Source organism: Sphaerimonospora cavernae (assembly GCF_042435035.1).
Taxonomy (GTDB): domain Bacteria; phylum Actinomycetota; class Actinomycetes; order Streptosporangiales; family Streptosporangiaceae; genus Sphaerimonospora; species Sphaerimonospora cavernae.
This window is the reverse complement of the sequence record NZ_JBHMQT010000003.1, coordinates 459,586-483,248: the sequence shown is the minus strand read 5'-3', so window position 1 is coordinate 483,248 and position 23,663 is coordinate 459,586. Positions and strand designations below refer to the sequence as shown.

Annotated in this window: 21 protein-coding genes and 1 tRNA gene; 10 read left to right on the top strand and 12 right to left on the bottom strand. The window is 69.6% G+C overall.

Annotation, left to right across the window (positions count from 1 at the left end; translation table 11 throughout):
• Positions 1-181: 181 nt before the first annotated feature.
• Positions 182-1,678 carry an alpha/beta hydrolase gene (locus ACFHYQ_RS02725; RefSeq protein WP_394299427.1) on the bottom strand — a complete coding sequence of 499 codons (1,497 nt, stop codon included), beginning with the start codon at positions 1,676-1,678 and terminating at the stop codon, positions 182-184.
• A gap of 378 nt (positions 1,679-2,056) precedes the next feature.
• Between ACFHYQ_RS02725 and ppdK the strand changes: the two genes are divergently transcribed.
• Together ppdK and ACFHYQ_RS02715 are read left to right on the top strand one after the other, a co-directional pair.
• Positions 2,057-4,708 carry a pyruvate, phosphate dikinase gene (gene ppdK, locus ACFHYQ_RS02720; protein ID WP_394299426.1) on the top strand — a complete coding sequence of 884 codons (2,652 nt, stop codon included), beginning with the start codon at positions 2,057-2,059 and terminating at the stop codon, positions 4,706-4,708.
• A gap of 137 nt (positions 4,709-4,845) precedes the next feature.
• Positions 4,846-6,138, top strand: coding sequence for a deoxyguanosinetriphosphate triphosphohydrolase (locus tag ACFHYQ_RS02715; RefSeq protein ID WP_394299425.1), 1,293 nt, complete (start codon positions 4,846-4,848; stop codon positions 6,136-6,138).
• On the opposite strand, the gene ACFHYQ_RS02710 is transcribed toward ACFHYQ_RS02715, so the two are convergent.
• Complete coding sequence (locus ACFHYQ_RS02710) at positions 6,125-6,958, bottom strand: M23 family metallopeptidase (RefSeq protein ID WP_394299649.1); 834 nt, start codon at positions 6,956-6,958, stop codon at positions 6,125-6,127. The genes ACFHYQ_RS02715 and ACFHYQ_RS02710 overlap by 14 nt on opposite strands.
• A gap of 168 nt (positions 6,959-7,126) precedes the next feature.
• Here ACFHYQ_RS02710 and dnaG point away from each other — a divergent pair, with 168 nt between their 5' ends.
• From dnaG to ACFHYQ_RS02695, 3 genes are all read left to right on the top strand, one after another.
• Complete coding sequence (gene dnaG, locus ACFHYQ_RS02705) at positions 7,127-9,103, top strand: DNA primase (protein WP_394299424.1); 1,977 nt, start codon at positions 7,127-7,129, stop codon at positions 9,101-9,103.
• A 159-nt stretch (positions 9,104-9,262) separates the two neighbouring features.
• Entirely contained in the window at positions 9,263-10,402 is a 1,140-nt protein-coding gene (gene rpoD / locus ACFHYQ_RS02700; protein ID WP_446746289.1) for an RNA polymerase sigma factor RpoD, read from the top strand.
• 92 nt (positions 10,403-10,494) lie between these two features.
• Positions 10,495-10,971, top strand: coding sequence for a hypothetical protein (locus ACFHYQ_RS02695; RefSeq protein WP_394299648.1), 477 nt, complete (start codon positions 10,495-10,497; stop codon positions 10,969-10,971).
• A gap of 59 nt (positions 10,972-11,030) precedes the next feature.
• On the opposite strand, the gene ACFHYQ_RS02690 is transcribed toward ACFHYQ_RS02695, so the two are convergent.
• Positions 11,031-11,318 (bottom strand): YtxH domain-containing protein, encoded by a 288-nt coding sequence (locus tag ACFHYQ_RS02690; protein WP_394299422.1) that lies wholly within the window; start codon positions 11,316-11,318, stop codon positions 11,031-11,033.
• Positions 11,319-11,492: 174 nt separating this feature from the next.
• On the opposite strand from ACFHYQ_RS02690, the gene ACFHYQ_RS02685 reads away from it, so the two are divergent.
• Positions 11,493-11,565: transfer RNA gene (locus tag ACFHYQ_RS02685), tRNA-Asn, on the top strand.
• Positions 11,566-11,679: 114 nt separating this feature from the next.
• Here ACFHYQ_RS02685 and galK read toward each other — a convergent pair.
• The 4 genes from galK to ACFHYQ_RS02665 all read right to left on the bottom strand — a co-directional run bounded on the left by galK (position 11,680) and on the right by ACFHYQ_RS02665 (position 16,064).
• The gene (gene galK / locus ACFHYQ_RS02680; protein ID WP_394299421.1) at positions 11,680-12,828 is read right to left on the bottom strand and encodes a galactokinase; all 1,149 of its coding nucleotides are present in this window, start codon (positions 12,826-12,828) and stop codon (positions 11,680-11,682) included.
• A 40-nt stretch (positions 12,829-12,868) separates the two neighbouring features.
• Complete coding sequence (locus ACFHYQ_RS02675; protein WP_394299420.1) at positions 12,869-14,527, bottom strand: catalase; 1,659 nt, start codon at positions 14,525-14,527, stop codon at positions 12,869-12,871.
• Positions 14,528-14,652: 125 nt separating this feature from the next.
• Positions 14,653-15,093 carry a VOC family protein gene (locus tag ACFHYQ_RS02670; RefSeq protein ID WP_394299419.1) on the bottom strand — a complete coding sequence of 147 codons (441 nt, stop codon included), beginning with the start codon at positions 15,091-15,093 and terminating at the stop codon, positions 14,653-14,655.
• A gap of 83 nt (positions 15,094-15,176) precedes the next feature.
• Entirely contained in the window at positions 15,177-16,064 is an 888-nt protein-coding gene (locus ACFHYQ_RS02665; protein WP_394299418.1) for a helix-turn-helix domain-containing protein, read from the bottom strand.
• Between the two features lie 158 nt (positions 16,065-16,222).
• On the opposite strand from ACFHYQ_RS02665, the gene ACFHYQ_RS02660 reads away from it, so the two are divergent.
• Positions 16,223-16,885, top strand: a complete 663-nt coding sequence (locus ACFHYQ_RS02660; protein ID WP_394299417.1) for a peroxiredoxin — start codon at positions 16,223-16,225, stop codon at positions 16,883-16,885.
• Between the two features lie 19 nt (positions 16,886-16,904).
• On the opposite strand, the gene ACFHYQ_RS02655 is transcribed toward ACFHYQ_RS02660, so the two are convergent.
• Positions 16,905-18,164 (bottom strand): trans-sulfuration enzyme family protein, encoded by a 1,260-nt coding sequence (locus ACFHYQ_RS02655; protein WP_394299416.1) that lies wholly within the window; start codon positions 18,162-18,164, stop codon positions 16,905-16,907.
• Positions 18,165-18,262: 98 nt separating this feature from the next.
• Between ACFHYQ_RS02655 and ACFHYQ_RS02650 the strand changes: the two genes are divergently transcribed.
• Positions 18,263-18,757, top strand: a complete 495-nt coding sequence (locus ACFHYQ_RS02650) for an Lrp/AsnC family transcriptional regulator (RefSeq protein WP_394299415.1) — start codon at positions 18,263-18,265, stop codon at positions 18,755-18,757.
• Positions 18,758-18,826: 69 nt separating this feature from the next.
• Positions 18,827-20,914, top strand: a complete 2,088-nt coding sequence (locus ACFHYQ_RS02645; protein WP_394299414.1) for a SpoIIE family protein phosphatase — start codon at positions 18,827-18,829, stop codon at positions 20,912-20,914.
• Positions 20,915-20,923: 9 nt separating this feature from the next.
• Here ACFHYQ_RS02645 and ACFHYQ_RS02640 read toward each other — a convergent pair whose 3' ends face one another.
• A complete protein-coding gene (locus ACFHYQ_RS02640; RefSeq protein WP_394299413.1) occupies positions 20,924-21,514 on the bottom strand; it encodes a TetR/AcrR family transcriptional regulator in 591 nt (196 codons plus the stop codon).
• Between ACFHYQ_RS02640 and ACFHYQ_RS02635 the strand changes: the two genes are divergently transcribed.
• The gene (locus tag ACFHYQ_RS02635; RefSeq protein WP_394299412.1) at positions 21,513-22,073 is read left to right on the top strand and encodes an isochorismatase family protein; all 561 of its coding nucleotides are present in this window, start codon (positions 21,513-21,515) and stop codon (positions 22,071-22,073) included. The two genes, ACFHYQ_RS02640 and ACFHYQ_RS02635, sit on opposite strands and share 2 nt — an antisense overlap.
• Before the next feature lie 88 nt (positions 22,074-22,161).
• On the opposite strand, the gene rnhA is transcribed toward ACFHYQ_RS02635, so the two are convergent.
• The 3 genes from rnhA to ACFHYQ_RS02620 all read right to left on the bottom strand — a co-directional run bounded on the left by rnhA (position 22,162) and on the right by ACFHYQ_RS02620 (position 23,591).
• The gene (gene rnhA / locus ACFHYQ_RS02630) at positions 22,162-22,632 is read right to left on the bottom strand and encodes a ribonuclease HI (protein ID WP_394299411.1); all 471 of its coding nucleotides are present in this window, start codon (positions 22,630-22,632) and stop codon (positions 22,162-22,164) included.
• A gap of 34 nt (positions 22,633-22,666) precedes the next feature.
• A complete protein-coding gene (locus ACFHYQ_RS02625) occupies positions 22,667-23,284 on the bottom strand; it encodes a mismatch-specific DNA-glycosylase (protein WP_394299410.1) in 618 nt (205 codons plus the stop codon).
• 61 nt (positions 23,285-23,345) lie between these two features.
• Positions 23,346-23,591 (bottom strand): hypothetical protein, encoded by a 246-nt coding sequence (locus ACFHYQ_RS02620; protein WP_394299409.1) that lies wholly within the window; start codon positions 23,589-23,591, stop codon positions 23,346-23,348.
• Positions 23,592-23,663: the final 72 nt, after the last annotated feature.

The following is a 23,663-nucleotide window of genomic DNA, read 5'->3' as shown; positions in this document are numbered from 1 at the left end:
ACCAACAGGTGGTGATCTTGCGAATACTCGCAGGGGAGTGCGCTGATCTGCGCACTCCCCTTTCGTGATCTTGAAGATAATCGCAAGCAATACCTTTGACCAGGCCGGATGCCCTCCGTGATCTTGCGGTGCGCACTGCAAGATCACGTCCTGGGGGTTGGGTTTTTTGGGGGGTGGGGGTTTATTTGGGGCAGCGGAGGCCGTCGGTGGGGACCTTGCCGTCGAGGAGGTAGGCGTTGACGGCCGAGTCGATGCACTTGCTCTGGCCGTACGCGCCGTGACCCTCACCGTCCAGCGTGAGCAGAACGGCGGTGCGCAGTTGCTGGGCCAGGCGTGGCGCCCACTGGTACGGCGTGGCCGGGTCGTTGGTGACGCCGACGACGACGATGGGGCCCGACCCGGAAGCGTCGACGTGTTTGGCGGCGTCGTCCCCGCGTACCGGCCAGGTGCTGCAGCTTCCGGCGCTGATGATGGTGGGGGCGAAGATGGGTGACCGCTTCGCCATGCGCCGGGCCAGTTCCCCCGCCTGTGCCACGCTGGGCCGGTCGGTGGAGTCCACGCAGAGGACGGCCGGCAGGGAGAACTGCAGGGTGGCGTAGGAGCCGTCCGGCCGGCGGCCGCCGTACTGGTCGGCCAGGGTGAGCAGCCCGCGCGCGTCGCCCTTCTTCATCGCGTCCCTGAGCGCCTCGGTGAGGAGTGGCCAGGTGAGCTTGCTGTACAGCGCCTGGATGATCGCGGTCCTGGCGACGTCCTCGGTGACCTCGCGGTCGCCGGCCTTCAGCGGTTTGCGCTCCACGGAGCGCAGCAGCTTCAGCACGCTGTCGTTGGCCGCGGTGGCGTCGGCGCCGAGCGGGCAGCTTGTCCGGGTCTTCACGCAGTCGGCCAGGTAGTCCTCGTAGGCCTTCTGGAAGCCCAGCGCCTGGGTCTTGGCCATGTCCAGCATGCTCACGGTCGGGTCCACGGCGGCGTCGAGCACCATGCGGCCCACCATCTTCGGGAAGAGGGTGGCGTAGACCGAACCCAGGTGGGTGCCGTAGGAGAAGCCGAAGTAGTTGAGGTGCGACTCACCGAGGGCCTGCCGCAGGAGGTCGAGATCGCGGGCCGCGTTCACGGTGCCGACGTACGGAAGGATCTTGCCGGCCTTGCTCTCGCACCCCTTGGCGAAGTCGGTGATGAGCCGGGTCTCCTCCGCGACGGTGTCGCCGGGCTCGTTGGCGAGGTATCGGTCCATCTGGCGGCCGTCGAGGCACCTGATCCCGCTGCTGCGGTCGACGCCGCGCGGATCGAAGCTGACGAGGTCGTAGCGGCGGCCGAGCGTGCTGAACGCCTGGGCGGCGTTGAGCAGGGTGCTGACACCCGAGCCGCCGGGGCCGCCGAAGTTGAAGACGAGTGAGCCGATCCGGTTGGCGGGGTCGGCGGCCTTCATGCGGATGAGGGCGATGTCGAGCTTCTCGCCATCCGGCTTGTCGTAGTCGAGTGGCACCGGCATCTTCGCGCACTCGAATCCCGCCGAGGACGCGGCCTCCTCGCAGTGCGTCCACTGGAGCCGGTCCATGCCTGTCGCGGACCCGGCCGGAGCGACCTTCCCGCCGGCGCAGGCCGTCGTGGCCAGCGCCAGCGTGCCGAGTCCTGCCACCGTGGCCAGTACGACACGCCTGCCGCTTCGCGGCCCGATCACTCCCGACACGATCACCCCTATGTAATCGAATGTAATCAGAGGGTCACTAATTTATACCGTACGGCGGGCCGCGGCATGGGGAAGGCGCACCGGGTGACTGGCGGACGGCTATGAAGATCCCTCGCTATCTATTGGGCGAAATGGTCTAAACCTTTTGGTCTATACCATTCCTGTTGATATTGGTTCATACCAATGTGGCCGCTGTGAAAAATGATCGTTCTTTCCGGATCTCCCGATTGGATTAGACCGCGCAGTGCCCTGCTACCTGGGGATATGTCTAATCTAACCGGGTGTGATGTTTGATGCGTCTTTTAATAGGTAGAGTCCCGGTGCGGGGTGGATCCGCAGGTTTTAATTTGAAGTCGCGAAGGAGCTCATGTGCCCAAGTACGTTTACGACTTCACCGAGGGCAACAAGGACCTCAAGGACCTGCTCGGCGGTAAGGGTGCGAACCTGGCGGAAATGACAAACCTCGGTCTCCCGGTTCCTCCGGGTTTCACGATCACGACCGAGGCCTGCCGCCACTACCTGGGCGACGGAGGCATGCCGGACGGGCTCGGCGAGGAGATCTCGGCGCATTTGGCGGAGCTGGAGGCCCAGATGGGCAAGCGGCTCGGTGACCCCGGTGATCCGCTGCTCGTGAGCGTCCGTTCCGGGGCGAAGTTCTCCATGCCGGGCATGATGGAGACCGTGCTCAACATCGGGCTGAACGACAGCTCGGTCCTCGCGCTGGCCAAGCAGTCAGGCAATGAGCGTTTCGCCTGGGACTCCTACCGCAGGCTCATCCAGATGTTCGGCAAGACCGTGCTGGGCATCGACGGCGAGTTTTTCGAGACCGCCATCGACGAGTTGAAGGACGGCCGGAAGGACACCGATCTCGACGCCGCCGACCTGCAGCGGCTCGTCGAGACGTACAAGGACATCATCCGGTCCGAGACCGGGCGCGACTTCCCCTGTGATCCACGTGAGCAGATGGAACTGGCGATCCGGGCGGTCTTCGACTCCTGGAACGCGCCGCGCGCCGTTCTCTACCGCCGCCAGGAGCGCATCCCCGGCGACCTGGGCACGGCCGTCAACGTGTGCTCCATGGTGTTCGGCAACCTCGGCATGGACTCGGGCACCGGCGTCGCCTTCACCCGCGACCCCGGCTCGGGCCAGCAGGGCGTTTACGGCGACTACCTGCAGAACGCCCAGGGCGAGGACGTCGTCGCCGGCATCCGCAACACCGTGCCCCTGCAGGAGCTCGAGAAGATCGACTCGGAGGCGTACCGCGAGCTCCTCGACATCATGGCGCGGCTGGAGGGCCACTACCGCGACCTGTGCGACATCGAGTTCACGATCGAGCGAGGCAAGCTGTGGATGCTGCAGACCCGGGTCGGCAAGCGCACGGCCGCCGCCGCGTTCTGCATCGCCACCCAGCTCGTCGACGAGGGCCTGATCGGCATGGACGAGGCCGTCAAGCGGGTGACCGGCGACCAGCTGGCGCAGCTCATGTTCCCCAGGTTCGCCGAGGCCACCGACAACCGGCGCCTGACCAAGGGAATGAACGCCTCGCCGGGAGCGGCCGTGGGCAAGGCCGTGTTCACCTCCGAGAAGGCGGTCGAGCTGGCCGGCCGGGGCGAGGCCGTCATCCTCGTGCGCAGGGAGACCAACCCCGACGACCTCGCCGGCATGATCGCCGCCCGTGGCGTGCTCACCTCGCGGGGCGGGAAGACCTCGCACGCGGCCGTGGTCGCCCGGGGCATGGGCAAGACCTGCGTCTGCGGCGCGGAGGAGCTCGAGGTGGACGTCCGCGCCGGACGCTTCACCGCGCCCGGTGGGGTGACCGTCGAGGAGGGAGACGTGATCTCCATCGACGGCTCCAGCGGCGCGGTCTACCTGGGAGAGGTCCCCGTCGTCGCCTCCCCGGTCGTGGAGTATTTCGAGGGCAGGCCGGCCGATGAGGAGCTGGTCCGTTCCGTGGACCGGATCATGACCCATGCCGACTCGGTGCGACGTCTGGCCGTACGGGCGAACGCCGACACCCCCGAGGACGCTGCCCGTGCCCGCCGGTTCGGCGCCCAGGGCGTCGGGCTGTGCCGTACGGAGCACATGTTCCTCGGCGACCGGCGGCAGCTGGTCGAGGACCTGATCCTGGCCGCGACGCCGAAGGAGTGCCAGGCCGCACTGGACGCGCTGGAGCCGCTGCAGACGGCCGACTTCACGGGCCTGTTCGAGGCGATGGAGGGCCTGCCGGTCACGATCAGGCTGATCGATCCGCCGCTGCACGAGTTCCTGCCCGACATCACCGAACTGTCGGTCAAGGTCGCCCTGGCCGGCGACGAGGCGACCGATCGGGACCGCAGGCTCCTGGAGGCCGTCAAGCGGCTGCACGAGCAGAACCCGATGCTCGGCCTGCGCGGGGTACGGCTCGGCCTGGTCATCCCCGGTCTGTTCGAGATGCAGGTGCGGGCGATCGCCAAGGCGGCACGTGCTTCGGAGGCACGGCAGAGCGCCGGCGCGAAGGCGGAGATCATGATCCCGCTGGTCGGCGCGGTACAGGAGCTGGAGATCGTACGCGAGGCGGCCGAGGGGATCCTCGCCGAGGCGGGCGTGTCCGCGCTCATCGGCACCATGATCGAGGTGCCGCGGGCCGCGCTGACCGCCGGTCAGGTCGCCGAGGCGGCCGAGTTCTTCTCCTTCGGCACCAACGACCTCACCCAGATGACCTGGGGCTTCTCCAGGGATGACGTCGAGAGCGGATTTTTCGGCAAATATCTCGATCTCGGGGTGTTCGGCGTGTCGCCGTTCGAGTCACTCGACAGGGACGGCGTCGGCCGGCTCATGCGGATCGCGGCCGAGGAGGGCAGGCGGACCCGTCCCGGCCTCAAGCTCGGCATCTGCGGCGAGCACGGCGGCGACCCGGACTCGGTCCACTTCTGCCATGAGATCGGGCTCGACTACGTGTCGTGCTCGCCGTTCCGGATCCCGGTCGCCCGCCTGGAGGCCGCTCGCGCCGCCCTGACCACCGAGGGCTCCGACAGCCGTTGAGCTCCGGTCCGGCATCCCCGGAACTCTCGTGAGCCGAGAGGTCCGGGGATGCCGGGAGGAATCGCCGGGACTCATTGTCGTAGTGAACGGGTACGCTCCTTCTCCCGCCGCCGGGGTGTCGTGAGGAAGGAGGATGCATGGCCCGTTACGACGAGCACGACCACGCACGATGGGTGCCGGAACCGCGGGGCGCCACCGGGAGGAGCGCCTTCGAACGGGATCGGGCCCGTGTGCTGCACAGTGCCTCGCTGCGCAGGCTCGCCGCGAAGACCCAGGTGGTCACCCCGGCCGACTACTCGGATCTGCACAGTCCGCGTACCCGGCTGACCCACTCCCTCGAATGCGCCCAGATCGGGCGGGAGATGGGCAAGCTCCTCGGCCGGGATCCCGACCTGGTGGAGACCGCCTGCCTCGCCCACGACCTCGGCCATCCCCCGTTCGGCCACAACGGCGAGACGGCTCTGAACGAGATGGCCGTGTCATGCGGCGGATTCCAGGGGAACGCACAGAACCTCCGCCTGCTCACCCGGCTGGAGGCCAAGGTCATCACCGAGGACGGCCGCGGCGCCGGTCTCAATCTGACCCGGGCGACACTCGACGCGGTCTGCAAGTATCCGTGGGCCGGCCCGGGCTGCCCCGACCTCGACGTGCCGCGCGCCGCCGAGGGCATGCCGTACTGCGTCTACCCCGACGACCTGGCGGTCTTCCGGTGGGTCAGGGAGGGGGCGCCCGGCCGCACCCCGAGCTTCGAAGCGCAGATCATGGACTGGGCCGATGACGTGGCCTACTCGGTGCACGACCTGGAGGACGCGCTGACCTCGGGTCACGTCACGGCCGAGGCGCTGCGCGACCCCGAGGAACGGCTCGCCGTCTGCGACCTGACCCGGGAATGGTACGCCCCCGACGCCGACCGGAACGAGCTGGCCGAGGTCTTCGCACGGCTGGTCGCCGGGCCGCTGTGGCCGGGGAGGTTCGACGCCGGGCTCGCCGACCTTGCCGCCCTCAAGCGCCTCACCAGCTCGCTGATCGGGCGGTTCTGCCGATCGGCTCAGGACGCGACCCGGGAGGCGTACGGCAGCCACGCCGTGCCCGAGGCGGGCCGCCACAGCGCCGACCTCGTCGTGCCGAGGACCACCCGGCTGGAGTGCGCGGTGCTCAAGGGGGTCACGGCCTACTACGTCATCACGCGGGCCGACCATCACGCGGAGCGGGCCCGGCAGCGCGAGTTGATCGCCGAGCTCGGACATCTGATCGTGCGAGGCGCGCCGGAGACGCTGGTGCCCGCGCTGCGCCCGGAGTTCGAGCGCGCCGGAGACGACGCGGCCCGGCTGCGCGTGGTCGTCGACCAGATCGCCTCGCTGACCGACGGCTCGGCGGTGGCCTGGCATCGCCGACTGAGCGGGACCAGGGCCGGACTCAGTTCGGTGTGACGACGACCACCTCGGGATCCTTGGGGCGGTGCTTCGTGGGCGGTTTGGGTTTGCGTTCCGGCTTCGGCGGAGAGCCCGGCTTCGACGCGCACAGTTGCGTGCAGGCCGGGAACTCGCCGAGGCGCTTGCGCAGCGTCAGCGTCTCCCGGCGGGGCGACAGCGTGCGGTTGCCGTCGTCCCAGGCGTCCAGGTAGCGCCAGGGCTCGACCATGCCGCGTCGGATCCACCAGTACTGCGGCGGCGTCGGCCAGGAGATCGCGAAGTAGAGGTTGGTGGCCAGGTCACGGGCGTTGCCGGAGTTGCCGACAGTGCCCAGGCGCTGACCCGCCTTGACCTGGGTGCCCGGAGCCAGGCCGGGTTCGACGGACTCGAGGTGGCCGCCGAGGTAGGCCACGCCGTCGTCGCCGATCACGCTGACGAACCTGCCCTCCCGCTCCCAGCCGTGGTCGGTGGAGGGCGCCCATCGGTTGTTCGCGTTGACCTCGCGGACCACGCCGTCGACCGGCGAGACGAACGCGCATCCCCTGGCGGCCCAGATCGTGGTCTTCGGCAGCACCAGCAGCTTGCGAGAGTAGGTCACCTCGCAACCCTTGACGGGGAAGGTGTAGGTGAACCGGGACAGCTCGGGCGGCGGGATCCGTACCGGCGCCTCCACCTTGGGTGAGGTGTCCGCCGCCGCCATGGCGATGGCGGCGTCCGCCGCCGGGGACGCCGGAGGCAGCGTGCTCACCCCGGCCACTCCGGTGGGCGCGCCGCAGGCGGCGGCCAGACAGGCGGCGCCCGAGAGGGCGACCAGTGCCGCGGTTCTCCCCGATCGCATGGTCTCCACCAGGTCGACGTTACCGAACTCTTCCTTTGTACCGGGACTGTCGCATTCATCACGACTGGTTCGGGAAAGTCCTATCCTTCTCGTTATCGGAACGTTCGCTCGTTCCGCACCGTCTCGGACGCCGGCCAAGGTGTCGGGGACACCCCATAGACTCGCAGCGTGGCAGGGCGGATCAGGGACGAGGACATCGCGCTCGTACGGGAGCGGTCGCCGATCGCCGACGTGGTCGGCGAACACATCCAGTTACGCAACGCGGGCGGGGGCAACCTGAAGGGGCTGTGCCCCTTCCACGACGAGAAGTCGCCCTCGTTCAACGTCACCCCGGCCCGGGGGTACTACTACTGCTTCGGCTGCGCCGAGGGCGGCGACGTCATCACGTTCGTCCGCAAGATCGAGAACCTGACGTTCGCCGAGGCGGTCGAACGGCTGGCCCAGCGCGCCGGGATCCAGCTCCGGTACGAGCAGGGCGGCTACGTGCCCGGCCGCGAGCAGGGGGAGCGGCTGCGCCTGATCGAGGCGCACCGGGCCGCCGCCGAGTTCTACACCGCCAGGCTCGCCGCACCCGACGCGGCTCCCGGGCGGCGTTTCCTGTCCGAGCGGGGCTTCGAGCGGGTCGACGCCGAGCATTTCGGGGTCGGCTACGCGCCGGCCGAGTGGGAGGCGCTCACCCGGCATCTGGTGGCGCGTGGGTTCACCCCGCAGGAGCTGATCAAGGGTGGGCTCGCGAGGGAGGGCCGCCGGGGCCCGGTCGACCGGTTCCGCGGTCGTCTCGTCTGGCCGATCCGTGACATCACCGGCGACGTCATCGGGTTCGGCGCACGCAAGCTGCTCGATTCGGACGACGGCCCCAAATATCTCAACACGCCAGAAAGTCCGATCTATCACAAGAGTTCGGTGCTGTACGGCATCGACCTGGCCAAGCGGGAGATCGCCCGGCGTTCTCAAGCGGTCATCGTCGAGGGCTACACCGACGTGATGGCCTGCCATCTGGCCGGAGTGCCCACGGCGGTCGCCACCTGCGGCACCTCGTTCGGCGAGGAGCACATCAAGGTCCTGCGACGGCTGCTGCTGGACCAGGCCGAGTTCCGCGGTGAGGTGATCTTCACGTTCGACGGTGACTCAGCCGGGCAGAAGGCCGCCCTGCGGGCGTTCCAGGACGAGCAGAAGTTCGTCACGCAGACGTTCGTCGCCGTCCAGCCCGACGGCCTCGACCCATGCGACCTGCGGGTCGAGCAGGGCGACGCCGCGGTGCGCGATCTCATCGCCCGCCGGGAGCCGCTGTTCGCCTTCGCGATCCGCAGCGTGCTCGCGCAGTACGACCTGAACACCAACGAGGGGCGACTGGGCGCGTTGGACGCGGCCGCTCCGATCGTGGCGTCCATCAAGGACCCGGGCCTGCGGAAGACCTACGTGGTCGACCTCGACCGCTGGCTCGGGTTCATGGACGAGCGCTTCGTCATCCAGCGCATTCAGCAGGTGGCCGGCCGTACGGCGGAACGCACCGCCGGACGGTCCGCCGGCGGGACGGCCGGGCGCGCACCCGGCGGGACGCCGGGCAGGCCGGTCGGCCGTGGGCCCGGACAAGCGGCAGGGCAAGCGGCCGGGCAGCCGGCCGCGCAGGCGCGGGGGGGCCCGGAGACCGGGATGCGGGAACCGGCCGTTCGGCTGGAGGTCGAGGCGCTCAAGCTCGCCGTGCAGCGGCCGGCCCTCCTCGGTCCCGAGTTCGACGCGCTCGGGCCGGACACCTTCACGTTGCCCGAGCACGTCGCGCTGCACGGGCTCATCATCGCCGCCGGGGGAACCGTCGCCGGCGGGCCGGGCGGCCGGGAATGGGTCGATCATCTCCTCGCCCACGCCGCGTCCGGCTCCGGAGCCGAGATCGACCTGGCCGCGCTGGTCACCCGGTTCGCCGTCGAGGCGCTGCGGGCCGACGTGAGCGTCGAGGAGCGGTACGGCGCCGCCGTACTGGCCAAGCTCCAGGAGGTCGCGGTCGGCCGGGCGGTCACCCAGGTGAAGTCGCGGCTGCAGCGGCTCAACCCCGTCGAGGAGCAGCAGGAGTACAACCGCCTCTTCGGGGAGCTCGTCGCCCTCGAACAGCAGCGACGGGTGTTGCGAGACCGCGCCACCGGGGCGTGAGCGGCCAAGCCGGAATTAATGACCATTTCCAGATCTCCCCGCGGTCAAACGTATTTTTGATCTCGATTCGATATTGTCGATCGCCTTACCTTGAGTGACAAAAATAGGCCTGCCATTTTCATGTGCCTATACCGCACACTGTGTTGCGTGGGTGCATCGGTGTTGCCAAGCAGGCCGCCATCGGTAGAGCAGGTGGCGGACCTCGTCGCGAAGGGAAGGGAACGCGGAAGCGTCACGGTTGACGACGTGGCCGCCGCGCTCGACCGATCCGAGCTGCCGGCCGACGCGTTGGAACGCGTCGTGCGCATGCTCGCTGAGAACGGGGTTGAGGTCCTCGAACCACAGGGGGACGAGGAGCCCAGCAAGCCCGATGAGGAGGACGTCGGGAAGCGGGCGCCGACCAGCGACCTGGTGCGGATCTACCTCCGGGAGATCGGCCGGGTTCCGCTGCTCACGGCCGAGGGCGAGGTGGAGCTCGCCAAGGCCATCGAGGCGGGGCTGTTCGCCGAGGACAAGCTGTGCGCGACCCCGGCCGCCCGGTTCCTCCGCCCGGAGCTGGAGGACCTGGTGTGGGAGGGCATCCGCGCCAAGCGGCGGCTCATCGAGGCCAACCTCCGGCTTGTGGTTTCGATCGCCAAACGTTATGTGGGGCGCGGAATGCTGTTCCTGGATCTGATCCAGGAAGGCAACCTCGGTCTCATCAGAGCGGTCGAGAAATTCGACTACACCAAGGGCTACAAGTTCTCAACATATGCCACCTGGTGGATTCGCCAGGCGATCACCCGGGCCATCGCGGATCAGGCGCGGACGATCCGGATTCCGGTCCACATGGTCGAGACGATCAATAAATTGGTCCGGGTGCAGCGTCAGCTCCACCAGGATCTCGGCCGCGAGCCGGCTCCGGAGGAGATCGCCGCTGAGATGGACATGCCCATCGACCGCGTGGTGGAGATCCAGCGCATCGCGCAGGAGCCCGTGTCGCTGCAGTCGCCGATCGGCGAGGAGGACTCCGACCTGGGCGACTTCATCGAGGACGCCGACGCGGTCGTGCCGATGGAGGCGGCGGCCTTCATCATGCTCCAGGACCAGCTCGACGACATCCTGGCCACGCTGTCCGAGCGGGAGCAGCGGATCATCCAGCTGCGGTTCGGTCTGGCCGACGGTCATCCCCGGACACTGGAGGAGGTCGGCAGGGAGTTCGGCGTGACGCGCGAGCGCATCCGGCAGATCGAGTCGAAGACCCTGGCCAAGCTGCGTCACCCCACCCGGGCGCAGATGCTCCGCGACTACCTGGACTGACGAGCCCGAACAGACGATCCGGAGCGGCCACCGGGACCGACGCCGGAGTGCGGCCCGGGCCAGGCCCCCGTTAGCCTGGTCCGGTGCCCTCCATGTTCGGTTTCCGCCGTCTTCCGCGCGAGGTTCGTACGGCTCTGGCCCTCGAACCGGGCGAACGGGTCGTCAGCCATGCCCGGGCGGCCGGCGACGGCCACGTCGTGGCCACCACCCACGCACTGCACCTGCCGGGAGGCCTGCGCCTGCCCTGGCATCTCATGGACCGGGCGGTCTGGGACGAAGAAGGCCTGACGATCACGATGACCGATGGGGCGGTGCACGCGGTGCGGCTGCCCGAGCCGGGCCTGCTGCCCGAGACGATCCGCGAACGGGTGACCGCGACGATCGTGGCGAGCCACCGTGTTCCCCTCGACCCGGGTGGGGGAGTGCGTCTCGTCGCCCGCCGGGTCCCCGGGTACGACACGCCGCGCTGGGAGTTCATCTTCGACCCCGGCCTGGACCCGGAGGATCCCGGACTGCGCGCGCTGGCCGAACAGGCCCTGGAGGAAATGCGGCGCAGCCTCGGGGTCTGATCGCCGGTGGGGGCGCCGGAGGATGCCGGGCGGCCTGACGGGTGAGATCGTCAGAGGGGTCAGGTGGTCCGGTCGGCTCCGGTCGTGCGTCCGGCGGCGGTGTCGGGCCAACCCGTCGCCACGCCCACCCGCTCGGTCTCCCATGGCTCCTGCCTCCGCAGGAACGGCACCCGGTCCATCAACTTCGATGCCTGGGCCCCCACCAATCCGGCCGCCTCCTGCACGGTCGGACTGTCCGCCACCCGTTGCGCCAGGCGCTTGATCTGTTCGTAGCGCTCCCGGCCGGCCCGGGTGCCCAGTACGTAACCGATGGCCAGCCCGGCGGCGAACATCATCTTGTACCGCATCCTCCACCTCCGCGCTCGTGTGCCGCCCTTGTACCCCGAGGGCTCGCGACTATCCAACAGCAATCAATGTGACAGGCACCCCCCCGAGTGCGCTAATCTAGTTCTGCGCCGCACGGGAAGGCCGAAAGGCCCGAACGGACAGGTCTCCGGACCTGTCGACGCAGCGCACAGCAGTCCCGTGTAGCTCAACCGGCAGAGCAGCCGGCTGTTAACCGGCAGGTTATAGGTTCGAGTCCTATCGCGGGAGCGAGCGACCCCCGCCCACTGGGCGGGGGTCTTCGTGTTTCCGGCCGAAGTTCACGGTCACCACGCCGACCGGGCCAAGGCATCGGAGCGGGAGGAAGCGACCGGAGATTCCCGGTCAGGCGAGGCGGCGGGCGCCGGCGGCCGGAGCCGCGGTGAAGAACGCCGGCGATGCCCAGCCGCGCTCCTCGTAGGCCTGCCGTACCCGATCCCGGACCTGGTCGACGCGGCCCTCGGCGACGAGCGCGACGGCGGACCCGCCGAAGCCGTCGCCGGTCATCCTGGCCCCCCTGGCGCCACCCCTGATCGCCGACTCCACGGCCACGTCGAGCTCCGGGCAGGACACCTCGAACTGGTCGCGCAGCGACAGATGCGAGGCGTTCAGCAGTGCGCCGATCTCCGGTACGGCTCCCGCACGCAGCAGCCCGATCACCGCCTCGACCCGGTGGTTCTCGGTCACGACGTGCTGGGTCCGGGCGCGTTCCGCCCCGGTCAGCTCGGCGAGCGCGGCGGCGAGGTCGGTGACGTCCCGCAGCGCGGCCACGCCGAGGCGCTTGGCGGCGTTCTCGCACTCCTGGCGGCGCCGGGCGTGCTGGCCGTCGGCCAGTTCGTGGTGCACCCCGGTGTTGATGATCAGCAGCCGGAGGCCGTGCGCCGCCAGGTCGAGCGGGATCGGCCGGCTCGCCAGCGACCGGCAGTCGAGGAACAGCGCGTGGCCCTCCCGGCCGAGCGCCGACGCCGCCTGATCCCTGATCCCGCAGGGCATGCCGACGAAGTCGTTCTCAGCCCGCTGCCCGATCCTGGCCAGTCCCATGCGGCCCGTCTCCGACTCCGCCACGCCCAGGCCGTACAGGTCGTCCAGGGCGAGTGCGGTGGCGACCTCGAGCGCGGCGCTGGACGACAGCCCGGCCCCGCGCGGGACATCTCCGTCGATCATGATGTCGGCACCGCCGATCGGGAGGCCGTCGCCGCGCATGATCCGGAACACCCCGGCCGGGTAGCGCGCCCAGCCGCGGGCCCGATCGAGGCCACCGTCGAGATCGTGGAGGACCAGCGGATCCCCGGGGGCCTGCCGGGACGAGAGTCGTACGACGCCGTCCTCACGTGGGCGGGCCGCCAGCGTGATGCCCCAGGGCACCGCGAACGGCAGGACGAAGCCGTCGTTGTAGTCGGTGTGCTCGCCGATCAGGTTGACCCGGCCGGGCGCGTGCCAGATTCCGGTGGGTTCATCGCCATAGGCATCCCGAAAGGCATCAGCAACGCTCATAATCGCACACTCCCCAACAAGTTCGACCGTCCCGCGTAGGTTAGCGGTTATCGGTCGTCGTCGCCCGCTCGTTCGGGACGCAGTGGGTCATCTTGAGCCCCGTGACGTCGCGCGGGCCGTTCTTGCCGAGGTTGGCGAGCCGCAGCCGGTCCTCCTCCGTCAGGTTCTGGCCCGGGAGCGGGTCGAGGCGCCCGACGTCACCCGGCGTGATGCCCACGCCCTCGCCGACGCGCAGCCCGAGGTCGTCCTCGATCAGGAGCAGGTGCCAGACCATGCGCTCGGCGACCGGACGGACGCACTCGGACAGCGCGGTGGTCAGGTTCTCCACCAGGTCGTCGCGCTCCCACTCCTCCATGAGCCGGTAACGCTGGCCCGGCTGCTTGTAGTCGTTGGTGCGCGGGACGCGGCTGCGAGTGAGCCGTCCGGAGATCACCGGGCCGTACTCGCCGGGCATGGAACTCTCCGCCTCCCGCAGTCCGCCCGTGATCGAGGGTTCGTAGTTGACGTGTGGGTTCTCCCCGGCCCGGTCCACGTGATAGGCCATCGGCGCGTCCCGTTGGTTTGTGCGGACCTTCGCGTTCCTGGCCTGGTTGACCGGGAGCTGCAGATAGTTCGGCCCGACGCGGTAGCGCTGGGTGTCGCTGTAGGAGAAGGTCCGCCCGACCAGCATCTTGTCCTCGGAGAAGTCCAGGCCGTCGACGAGCACCCCGGTGCCGAAAGAGATCTGCTCGTTCTCCGCGAAGTTGTCGCTCACGGTCCGGTTGAGCACCAGCCGCCCGACGGACAGGGCGGGGAAGTCGTTCTCCGGCCAGACCTTGGTGTCGTCCAGCGGGTCGAAGTCCAGCTCGGGGTGCTCGTCGTCGCTCATCATCTGGACGAGCAGCTCCCACTCCGGGAAGTCGCCCCGCTTGATGGCCTCGTACAGGTCCCGGGTGGCGTGCCCGAGGTCGTGTGCCTGCACCCGGGCGGCGTCCTCGGCGGTCATGCTGCGCACGCCCTGCCGGGGCATCCAGTGGTACTTCACCAGGCGGGTCTCGCCGCGCTCGTCGACCCACCGGTAGGTGTTGACGCCGAAGCCCTGCATGTGCCGGTAGTCGGCCGGGATGCCGCGCGGGCCGAACAGGTTGACGATCATGTGCAGGCTCTCGGGCATCTGCGAGACGAAGTCGAAGATCCGGCCGGCCTCCTGACGGAAGGTGACGGGATCGGGCTTGAACGCATGGATCAGGTCGGGAAACTTGATGGCATCACGGATGAAGAACACCGCGAGGTTGTTTCCCACGAGATCCCAGTTGCCGTCCTCCGTGTAGAACTTCACCGCGAATCCGCGGGGGTCGCGGGCGCTCTCGGAGGAGTCGCGTCCGCCGATCACCGTGGAGAACCGGACGGCGACGTCGGTCCGCCCGCCGGCATCCCGCAGGAGCGCGGCGCGGGTGAAGGCGGAGATCGGCTCGTCCCCCCATGTGCCGTACGCCTCGAAGAATCCGAACGAGGTCGTGCCGCGCGCGTGCACGACCCGTTCGGGGACACGCTCCCGGTCGAAGTGGCTCATCTTCTCCAGGAACTGGTAGTTCTCCAACGTCGCGGGACCACGGGGGCCGACCGTGCGCTGGTTCTGGTTGTCGTAGACCGGGTGCCCCTGGCGGTTCGTCAGCACCGGACGCTCGTCCCCGGATCGCGCCCCCTCGCTTGACGTCATCAGGACCAGTTCCTCTCACAACTTATGGGCGATTAGTCCGCTTCATCCCTCCTATCCGTTTTCTGATCGGCTATTCGGCTCAGCCGTCCGGCTTCTGAAGCGCTTCGCTGATCATTCAACGCTGATCATTTTCGCGGTTCGCCGCGGTAGGTGCCGAACGACCAGTGGTTGCCCTCGGGGTCGCGGACCACGAACTCGCGGGAGCCGTAGCCCTTGCCCTCCGGCTCGCTGACGACCAGTGCCCCCGCGGCGGTCGCCCTGGCGAAGAGGCCGTCGGGGTCGTCGGTGACGACGTACGCGCCGAAGGTGCCGGGCCGCAGCGCCCACTTGTCGTCCGCGACATCGCGGACGGAGCCGAGCATGATGCCGCCGCCAGGCGGCCAGGACAGCTGGGCGTGCTCCACCCGGTCGCCGTCGCCGTAGACCGCGGTCTCCTCGAAACCGAACGCGTCGACGAGGAAGCGGATCAGCGTCCGGGCGTCGCGGGCCCGCAGGGTCGGCCAGACCTGGGGAGGCGGCGTGGTGTCCGGTGTGGTGCCGTGCGTGGTGCCTGTGGTCTCGGTCATGGACCCGAGTCTGCCGCTGGTTCCCCCGGCACGGCTTGGACGTTTCGGAACTCCCCGTTGGTAGCGCTCCAGCCCGTGACCGGTCAGTGCGGCTGCCCGAACTCCTCGGCCAGCCACTGACTCGGCGGACACCCTGCGAAAGCGCCGAACTCGCGCGCCAGGTGCGCCTGATCGTAGTAGCCGCAGGCCGCCGCGATCTCGGCCAGTGTGCGCTGGTCGTCGCTCTCCGCCGAGCGCCGCATCATCCACCGCGCGCGGTCGAAGCGCACCACCCGGGCCGCCTCCTTCGGGCCGAGGCCGATCTCCGTGCGGAACCGCTGGCTCAGATGCCTGGTGCTCCAGCCCACGTGCTCGGCCAGATCGGCCACGCTCGTGTCGCCGTCGGTGGCGAGCAGCAGACGCCAGGCGTGTGCGACCTCCGGTGCGGGAGAGCTGGGCCGTACGGTGGCGGCGAGGACTCTGCCGAGGACGCGGTCGAGCACCGTGAACCGCTCGGCCCACCCGTCGGTCTCCAGGAGCCGCTCACGGAGCTCCGCCGCCAGCCGGCCGAGCACGTCGGCGCCGTCCAGATCCAGGCCGGAAAGCTCGCCCGCGGGCAGGCCGAGCAGCGCCCGCGCGCCCAGCGGCGTCAAGGCGATCTGAACGCCGGACTGCCGCCCGTCGTGTGTGATCAACGCCGGTGTCGTGTGCAGCCCGCCTACCAGCGTGTCGTACGTCCCGGACGGGGTCCGTGGGTCCGGGTGCGCGGTGATCACGAGCGGGTCGTGCAGCGTAATGATCATGGTCAGGTACGGCGAAGGCAGGCCGCGATGCCGCCGCGGCGGTACGCCCGCCTCGCGGTAGCCGCTGTACCAGGCGATCAGCGGTCGCAGCGCGGATGCCGGTCGCCGCCGGACGAACTCGACGACGGCTTCCTCGCGACCTGTCCGGTTTCGGCCCATCCGACCTTGACCCGCCTCCTGCTCCGGCATGCTCTCAGTGTCGCCGGGCCGTCCTGCTCTCGCGAGTCTTGTCAAAACTTGTCCCTCAGATGGAGTGGCCGACCGAACACCGGAGAGTCCCAATGAGGGCAGGGAGTAATGCGCCTCGAGCTAAGACGACACTCACCCCCGGCGAGGAGATAATGATCATGGATGTCGTGACAGAGCAGGGCACCAGGCTGCCGCTCATCGGCGACCCCGCTCCGGACTTCGAAGCCGAGAGCACACAGGGGCCGGTCCGGCTCGGAGACTACGCCGGGCGCTGGCTGGTGCTCTTCAGCCATCCCGCGGACTTCACCCCCGTGTGCACCACCGAGTTCGCCGCCTTCGCCGATCTCACCGAGGAGTTCGCCGACCGGAACGTGTCCCTGCTGGGCAACTCGATCGACTCGGTGCACAGCCATCTGGCCTGGATACGTGCGATCAAGGACAAGCTCGGGGTGGAGATCAAGTTTCCGATCATCGCCGACGTCGACACGCGGGTCTCGCGGTCGTACGGCATGCTCCACCCGAACACGTCGAAGACGGCGGCGGTCCGGGCCGTGTTCGTGATCGACCCGGAGTCGGTGGTCCGCGCCATCCTCTACTACCCGATGAACGCGGGCCGCATGGTCCCGGAGATCCTCAGGCTCGTCGACGCATTGCAGACCGCGGAACGGGACGGCGTCGCCTGCCCGGCCAACTGGCGGCCGGGCGACGACGTGCTCCTCGCGGCGCCGCGGACCCAGGCCGAGGTCGACGCCCGCCTCGCCGACGACAGCGTCGACCTCACCGACTGGTATCTCGCCAGAGTTCCCGGCCGCTCCGCCTGAGCCCGCCTGACGGCTCCGGTCACCCAGCCGCGGGAACCGGATGACGCGTGGTTGTGAGGGCCTGGGCGGGGATCTCGGTGAGGGCCTGGCCGAGAGCTTGGTCGAGGTCGGCGATCAGGTCCTCGGGGTCCTCCAGTCCGATGGAGAGCCTGACCAGGCCGGGGGACGGCCGGGCCTCCTGGGCGACGGGCCGGTGCGTCAGCGCGGCGGGGTGCTGGATCAGTGAGTCGACCCCGCCCAGGGACACCGCATGGGTGAACAGGCGGACCGCCGAGGTGAGGCGCCTGGCCTGATCGAGGCCGCCGCTGAGGTCGACCGAGATCATCGCCCCGGTTCCCTTCATCTGCCGGCCGAGCAGCCCCCGCGGATCGTCCGAGATTCCCGGATAGTGGATCCGGGAGACGCTGGGGTGGGTGCTCAACCAGGCGGCGACCCGCTGGGCGTTCGCCTGCTGCGTCCGTATTCGGATCGGGAGCGTGGCGAGCCCGCGGTGCAGGAGGTAGGCGCCGAGCGGGTGGAGCAGGGCGCCGGTGATGGCGCGGACCCGGCGCAGTGCGGCCGCCCGCTCCCGATCGCAGGCGATGACACCTGCGATGACGTCGCCGTGCCCGCCGAGGTACTTGGTCGCGCTGTGCAGGACCATCGAGGCGCCGAAGTCGGCGGGATTCTGCAGGATCGGGGTGGCGAACGTGTTGTCCACGAGGACGGGAACGCCTCCGGAGGCCTCGACGACGGCGCGTATGTCGGCCAGTTCGAGGGTCGGATTGGCGGGCGTCTCCAGGATGACCAGCGCCGTGTCCGGGCGGAGCGCCGCGGTGACGCCTTCGGCCGTACAGAACGTCGCCTCGGTGCCGAGGACGCTCGAGGCCAGCAGGTGATCGGTCCCGCCGTAGAGGGGCCGGACCGCGACGATGTGGCGGCGGCCCGTCTCCCGGCCCGTCTCCCGGCCCGTCTCCCGGGTCGTCGCGAGGATCGCCGCGGTCATCGCCGCCATCCCCGATGAGAAGGCCACCGCGGCCTCGGTGTGCTCCAGCCGCGCCAGCGCCGACTCGAACCGCGCCACGGTCGGGTTCCACAGGCGCCCGTAGACGGCGCCGCCCTCGGCGTACGGCATGCCTCCGCCGGCCATCGCCTCGTAGGAAAGGCCGCCGGCCTCGATGTCCGGCAGCGGGTTGGTGGACGACAGATCGATCGGAAGCGCGTGGACGCCGAGTTCCACGAGATCCTCACGGCCCGCGTGAACCGCGATGGAGTCGAGCCGCAGATGAGGTGAAATCATGCTCGAACAATGGGTGGATCCGCCGTGATTTTCAATGCTTCTTGTGGAAACCGGGGCGGATGGCCAAGATTAGTGAAGATCAAGCGACGAGGAGGCGCATGTCCGATCGGCAGCCGAAGAAACCGCAGCCCGCTCCGGTGGCTCTCGACGGCACCGATCTGGCCATCCTCGCCGCACTGGTAGAGGACGGGCGGATGACCAACGCCGCGCTCGCCGCCCGGGCGGGAGTCGCCGAGTCCACGTGTGCCTATCGGGTGCGCGCGCTGATGCGCTCGGGCGTCGTCGAGAGCGTCAGGGCCCGGCTCGATCTCGGTGCGCTCGGCCGCCCCATCCAGGCGATCATCAAGGTCCGTCTGGGCAGCCACAACCGTGATCACGTACGCAGCCTGTACGACAAGCTGGTCACGGTGCCGGGGGTGCTGTCCGTCCTCCACGTGGGCGGCGACGACGACTTCCTCCTGCACGTGGCCGTGCCGACCCCCGAGAGTCTCCGAGATCTCATCCTGGAGCACGTGACCATCTACCCGGTGGTGCGCCGGACCGAGACCCAACTGGTCTTCGAGGTACGCGAGGGCCGCGGCGTACTGCCCTGATGAATGCCGGCGAGGCGCACGGCTCGCCGCCCGCTGAGCCCCGGCATGGCCAGGGCGCATAATCGATGTATGGGGGCAGTCTCGCCTGACGGGGCTGGTGAGCGCGACCGCGACATCGACCAGGCGACTCTCGCGATGGTGTTCAGCCAGTCTCCCGTCAGCCTGTACATCCACGATCTCGACTTCCGGCTGGTGAAGTACAACACCGCCGGGCGTGAGTTGCGCGGCCTGCCGTCCGCCGAGCTGCTGGGGCGGCCTCTCCGCGAGGTGGCGCCCGGGTTCGATCTTCCGACGGTCGAGAAGATCATGACCCACGTCCGGGACACGGGCGAGCCGGTGTTCGAACAAGAGGTCAGAGGTTTTCCGCGCAGCGATCCCGGCACCGAGCATGTCGTGTCGATGTCCGCGTTTCGGCTGCATGACGCCGCCGGACGGCCGCTGGGCGTGGCCGTCTCACTCATCGACGTGACGGACCGGGCCCGGGCCCGCGCCCGGCTCGAGCTGATCCACCGGGCCAACGAGCGGGTCGGCACCACCCTGGACATCGCTCACACCGCCGCGGAACTGGCCGAGGTCGTGGTGCCGGAGCTGGCTGACGTCGTGACGATCGACGTGCTGGACTCCGTGCTGAGAGGTGAGGCGCCGTCGCTCCGGATGGTGGACGAGAGGCTTCCCATGCGGCGGATGGCCTTCCGGGCGGCACGTGAGACGGAGCGAAGTTTCACCCCGATCGGTGAGGTAGGCCGCTTTCCGGCCGGCACGCCCCACGCGCGGAGTCTGATCGACCTGCGGCCGCGGCTCATCCGCCGCCTCGATGACGACACACGCTGGCTGGCCGACGATCCCGCTCGAGCCGAGTTGATCCATGGTGGCGGAGCCCATTCGGCGATGATGGTGCCGCTGGCCGCCAGGGGAGTCGCCCTGGGCCTGGTGTCCTTCTACCGGTGGCGAAGAGAAGGCCCCTTCGACGACGACGATCTGGCCCTCGCCGCGGGGCTCGCCGACCGAGGTGCGGTGTGCATGGAGAACGCCCGGCGCTACCTGCGGGAACACACCATCGCAAGCGTCCTGCAGCGCAGCCTGCTCCCGTCGCACCCGGTCACCCTCAGCGGGATGGAGGTGGTCCACGGTTACCGCTCCGCGGGAGCGGGCGGCGACTGGTTCGACGTGATTCCGCTGTCCGGGGCGCGCGTCGGCCTGGTGGTGGGGGACGTCGCCGGGCGCGGCATCTACGCGGCCGCGGCCATGGGCCGGCTGCGCACCGCGATCCGCACCCTGGCGGCCCTGGACCTGGCGCCGGACGAGACGCTCGCCCGCCTGGACGACCTGGTCCTCGGCCTGGCGGACGAGGACGCCGGATCCATGGACCTATCCGAAAAACCCCCGACGAGCGCGACCTGTATTTACGCGGTTTACGACCCGATCTCCCGGCACTGTTGGTTCGCCCGGGCGGGCCACCCGCCACCCGTGCTCGTTCATCCCGCCGGCGGCGCGGAGATCCTCGACATTCCGGCCGGGCCGCCTCTGGGAGTGGGGGGTCCGCCGTTCGAATCCGCCGAGCTGGACCTTCTCGACGGCAGCGTGCTGGCCCTGTACACCAAGGGCCTCCTCACGGGAAGGCCCGGCGGCACGGATGCCGCCCTCACTCAGCTCCAACGGGTGCTGACCCCCGCGGACCGTCCCCTGGCGGAAAGATGCGGCGACGTTCTGCACACCCTGCTGCCCGCCCGCCCCAGCGACGACGCCGTCCTGCTCCTGGCCCGCACTCGCAGCCTGGCAGCCGACCGCGTCGCCACCTGGACCCTGCCCTGCGATCCCGCGATCGTCGCCACCGCACGCACCATGACCGCTCGTCAGCTGGCCGCCTGGAACCTCGACGACCTGACGTTCAACACCGAGTTGGTCGTCAGCGAACTGGTGACCAACGCCATCCGATACGCCACGGGGCCGATCGGCCTGCGGCTGATCCGCGACACCGCGCTCAGCTGCGAGGTCTCCGACTGCAGCAGCACGGCCCCCCACCTGCGCCACGCCCGCACGATGGACGAGCGCGGGCGTGGCCTGTTCCTCGTGGCCCAGACCACCCAGCGGTGGGGCACCCGCTACACCCCGGGCGGCAAGACCGTCTGGGCGGAGATCTCGGAGGCGGTCGCGTAGCGCACCCGCTCAGGCGCGCGTGAACAGCGGCACCAGCACCTCGTCCACGATCTCGACGATCAGGCTCTCGGGGATGGGCGGGCCGTGGAACAGGAAGTGCTGGCGCACCAGTGCCTGACCCACGTCGAGGCGGCGCGGGGTCACGGCCTCAGGGCGCACCTCGCCGCGTTCGACCGCACGCCGGATGATCTCCCCGGCCATCTTCCTGCCCGTGCCCTGGGAGTGGGCGCGGAATGTGGCGGCCCGTGACTCGTCGCCCAGCGCCTCGCTGAGCAGGCCCCGCATCGCCTCTCCCGCGGGCCCGGACAGCATCCGCGCCGTGCGTTCGAGCAGCGCGAGCAGGTCCCCGCGCAGCGATCCGGTGTCCGGGGCGGACGCGGGGTCGGGCAGCGTGTGGTAAACGGCGTCCATCACCAGCTCGATCCGCGAGGGCCAGCGCCGGTAGAGCGACGCCTTGCTGGCCTTGGCCCGCTCGGCCACGCGTTCCATGGTCAGGCCGGTGTAGCCGATCTCGGCCAGCTCCTCCAGCGTGGCCTCGTAGATGGCGGCGTTGAGCACCTCGCCCCGGCGCCTGGGCAGCTTGCGAAATGAGGAGATCATGACCACACTGGAGAACCGGCCGAACACCGCACTCCTCGTCGTCGACGTGCAGAACGGCGTCGTAGCGGGGGCGCACGAGCGCGACGCGGTCGTCGCGAACATCGGCTGCCTCGTCGGGAAGGCGCGGCGGGAAGGGATCCCCGTCGTCTGGGTTCAGCACTCCGACGAGCACCTCGCCAGCGGCAGTGACGACTGGCGAATCGTCCCCGAGCTGACTCCGGGCGGCGCCGAGCCGCTCGTCGAGAAGAACTACGGTGACTCCTTCGAGGCCACCATCCTTGAGACCGTGCTGTCAGGCCTCGGGGTCGGGCAGCTCGTCGTGGTCGGCGCGCAGACCGACGCGTGCATCCGCTCGACGCTCCACGGCGCGTTCGCCAGGGGATATGACGCCACCCTGGTCGGCGACGCCCACACGACGGAGGACCAGACGGCGTGGGGAGCGCCGTCCCCGGACCAGGTCATCGCGCACACGAACCTCTACTGGACCTATCAGGCGGCGCCGGGACGGACGGCCGGGACGGTCGCGACCAGGGAGGTCGACTTCGCCGGCACGTCCTGAGCTCCTGATGGCGCGGGCGGGAACCTCCGGACGACACCGGGTCCGGGCCGTCGGCATGGGGCGATCACGACTCGCCCGCCGGTGGCCCCTACGGCCGGTGCGCTCCGCTTCCCGGACGCGCCGCTTCCTCGCAGCCGAGCCGGGCGAGGGAGTCGGCGCGTTCGTTCTCCGGGTGCCCACTGTGCCCGCGGACCCAGAGCCATTCGACCTGATGCCGCTGAGCCGCCGACTCCAGGCGTTGCCACAGGTCGGCGTTCTTGACCGGTTCCCTGCCCGCCGTCAGCCACCCGTTACGCTTCCAATTGGCGAGCCAACTGGTGATGCCGTTGCGCACGTACTGACTGTCGGTGTGCAACCGGACCACGCAGGGCCTGGTCAGCGTCTCCAACGCCATGATCGCGGCCATGAGCTCCATCCGGTTGTTCGTCGTTGCGGCCTCGCCACCGCGGAGCTCCCGCTCATGCTTGCCGTACCGGAGGATCGCGCCCCAGCCCCCGGGCCCGGGATTGCCACGGCAGGCGCCATCGGTGTACACGTCCACCACCCGATCACTGGCCACCGGCCCACACTATCGCCGCGCCAGGTGAATCAGCTCAGCCGTGCTCTGATCCACACGAGGAGGGAACGCCTCCGGCGGGGCCGTTCGGACGTGAGTTCGCCCGCGGGCTTGGCTCGGGCGGTCCCGGGCGCAGTCTGGCCATCTCCTCGGCGATGGCCGGCAGCGTCCAGTGGGCGTTGAGCCCGCTCGGGTTGGGCAGGACGTGGACGGCGACGCCGCCGATCGTCTCCTCCTGCAGGCCGATCGCGGCCCGGGGACGGCCGAAGGCGAGGCGATAGGCGATCACTCCAGTGAAGGCCACCGTACGCGGCCCGATCTCGTTCACGAGATTCCTCATTCGCGCGGCGCCCGCCCAGAACTCCTCGGGCGACAGTTCGTCGGCCCGCGCGGTCGCCCGTGCGATGAGGTTGGTGATGCCGAGGCCGTACGACGGCAGCAGGTGCTGTTCGTACGGCGCGAGCCGGCGCGGAACGAGACCGGACAGATGCAGCGCCGGCCAGAACCGGTTGCCCGGCCGGGCGAAGTGGTGACCGGTGACGGCGGAGTAGAGACCGGGATTGATCCCGCAGAAGAGCACGTCCAGGCCGGGACCGATCACGTCGTCGATCGTCGCGTTCCTGGCCGCCTCCAGGTCGGCCTTCGTCGGGCGCATGGCGCGATGCTACGGGCTGCGGGCCAGTGCTCCGGCCTTCAGCTTCAGGCGGGGGAGCGCGTCAAGGGCTGCCGCGCACCACCGCACCCCCCGCCCTCGTCCCACCGGGGCCAAAACGACGACGGCCCGGTTCTCGCGAACGGTGATGCGCTCCGGCTGCCAAGCGCTTCTCCTCCAACGGGATCTCGCGTGAGGCTTCGCTCATGTCCCAATCGTAGGCTGCATCCTCGCGGACAACGCGAATGTCGCGGGTGCCGAGGGTGACGACGGAGAGCCGGGCAGGAATCGTACTCATGTCGTCGATCATGCCTGGTGATCTCAGATTCCGGAGGAACAGAGGAGAAGGCCGGCGAGCCGATCTACCGCGGATTGTCGGCGC

Coding starts and splice junctions, on each gene's coding strand:
- ACFHYQ_RS02715 (WP_394299425.1), top strand. CDS start 4,846: ATGGCCCGTTACGACGAGCACGACCACGCACGATGGGTGCCGGAACCG.
- ACFHYQ_RS02710 (WP_394299649.1), bottom strand. CDS start 6,958: ATGCGATCGGGGAGAACCGCGGCACTGGTCGCCCTCTCGGGCGCCGCC.
- ACFHYQ_RS02695 (WP_394299648.1), top strand. CDS start 10,495: ATGTTCGGTTTCCGCCGTCTTCCGCGCGAGGTTCGTACGGCTCTGGCC.
- ACFHYQ_RS02690 (WP_394299422.1), bottom strand. CDS start 11,318: ATGCGGTACAAGATGATGTTCGCCGCCGGGCTGGCCATCGGTTACGTA.
- galK (WP_394299421.1), bottom strand. CDS start 12,828: ATGAGCGTTGCTGATGCCTTTCGGGATGCCTATGGCGATGAACCCACC.
- ACFHYQ_RS02675 (WP_394299420.1), bottom strand. CDS start 14,527: ATGACGTCAAGCGAGGGGGCGCGATCCGGGGACGAGCGTCCGGTGCTG.
- ACFHYQ_RS02670 (WP_394299419.1), bottom strand. CDS start 15,093: ATGACCGAGACCACAGGCACCACGCACGGCACCACACCGGACACCACG.
- ACFHYQ_RS02665 (WP_394299418.1), bottom strand. CDS start 16,064: ATGCCGGAGCAGGAGGCGGGTCAAGGTCGGATGGGCCGAAACCGGACA.
- ACFHYQ_RS02660 (WP_394299417.1), top strand. CDS start 16,223: ATGGATGTCGTGACAGAGCAGGGCACCAGGCTGCCGCTCATCGGCGAC.
- ACFHYQ_RS02655 (WP_394299416.1), bottom strand. CDS start 18,164: ATGATTTCACCTCATCTGCGGCTCGACTCCATCGCGGTTCACGCGGGC.
- ACFHYQ_RS02650 (WP_394299415.1), top strand. CDS start 18,263: ATGTCCGATCGGCAGCCGAAGAAACCGCAGCCCGCTCCGGTGGCTCTC.
- ACFHYQ_RS02645 (WP_394299414.1), top strand. CDS start 18,827: ATGGGGGCAGTCTCGCCTGACGGGGCTGGTGAGCGCGACCGCGACATC.
- ACFHYQ_RS02635 (WP_394299412.1), top strand. CDS start 21,513: ATGACCACACTGGAGAACCGGCCGAACACCGCACTCCTCGTCGTCGAC.
- ACFHYQ_RS02640 (WP_394299413.1), bottom strand. CDS start 21,514: ATGATCTCCTCATTTCGCAAGCTGCCCAGGCGCCGGGGCGAGGTGCTC.
- ACFHYQ_RS02625 (WP_394299410.1), bottom strand. CDS start 23,284: ATGCGCCCGACGAAGGCCGACCTGGAGGCGGCCAGGAACGCGACGATC.
- ACFHYQ_RS02620 (WP_394299409.1), bottom strand. CDS start 23,591: ATGATCGACGACATGAGTACGATTCCTGCCCGGCTCTCCGTCGTCACC.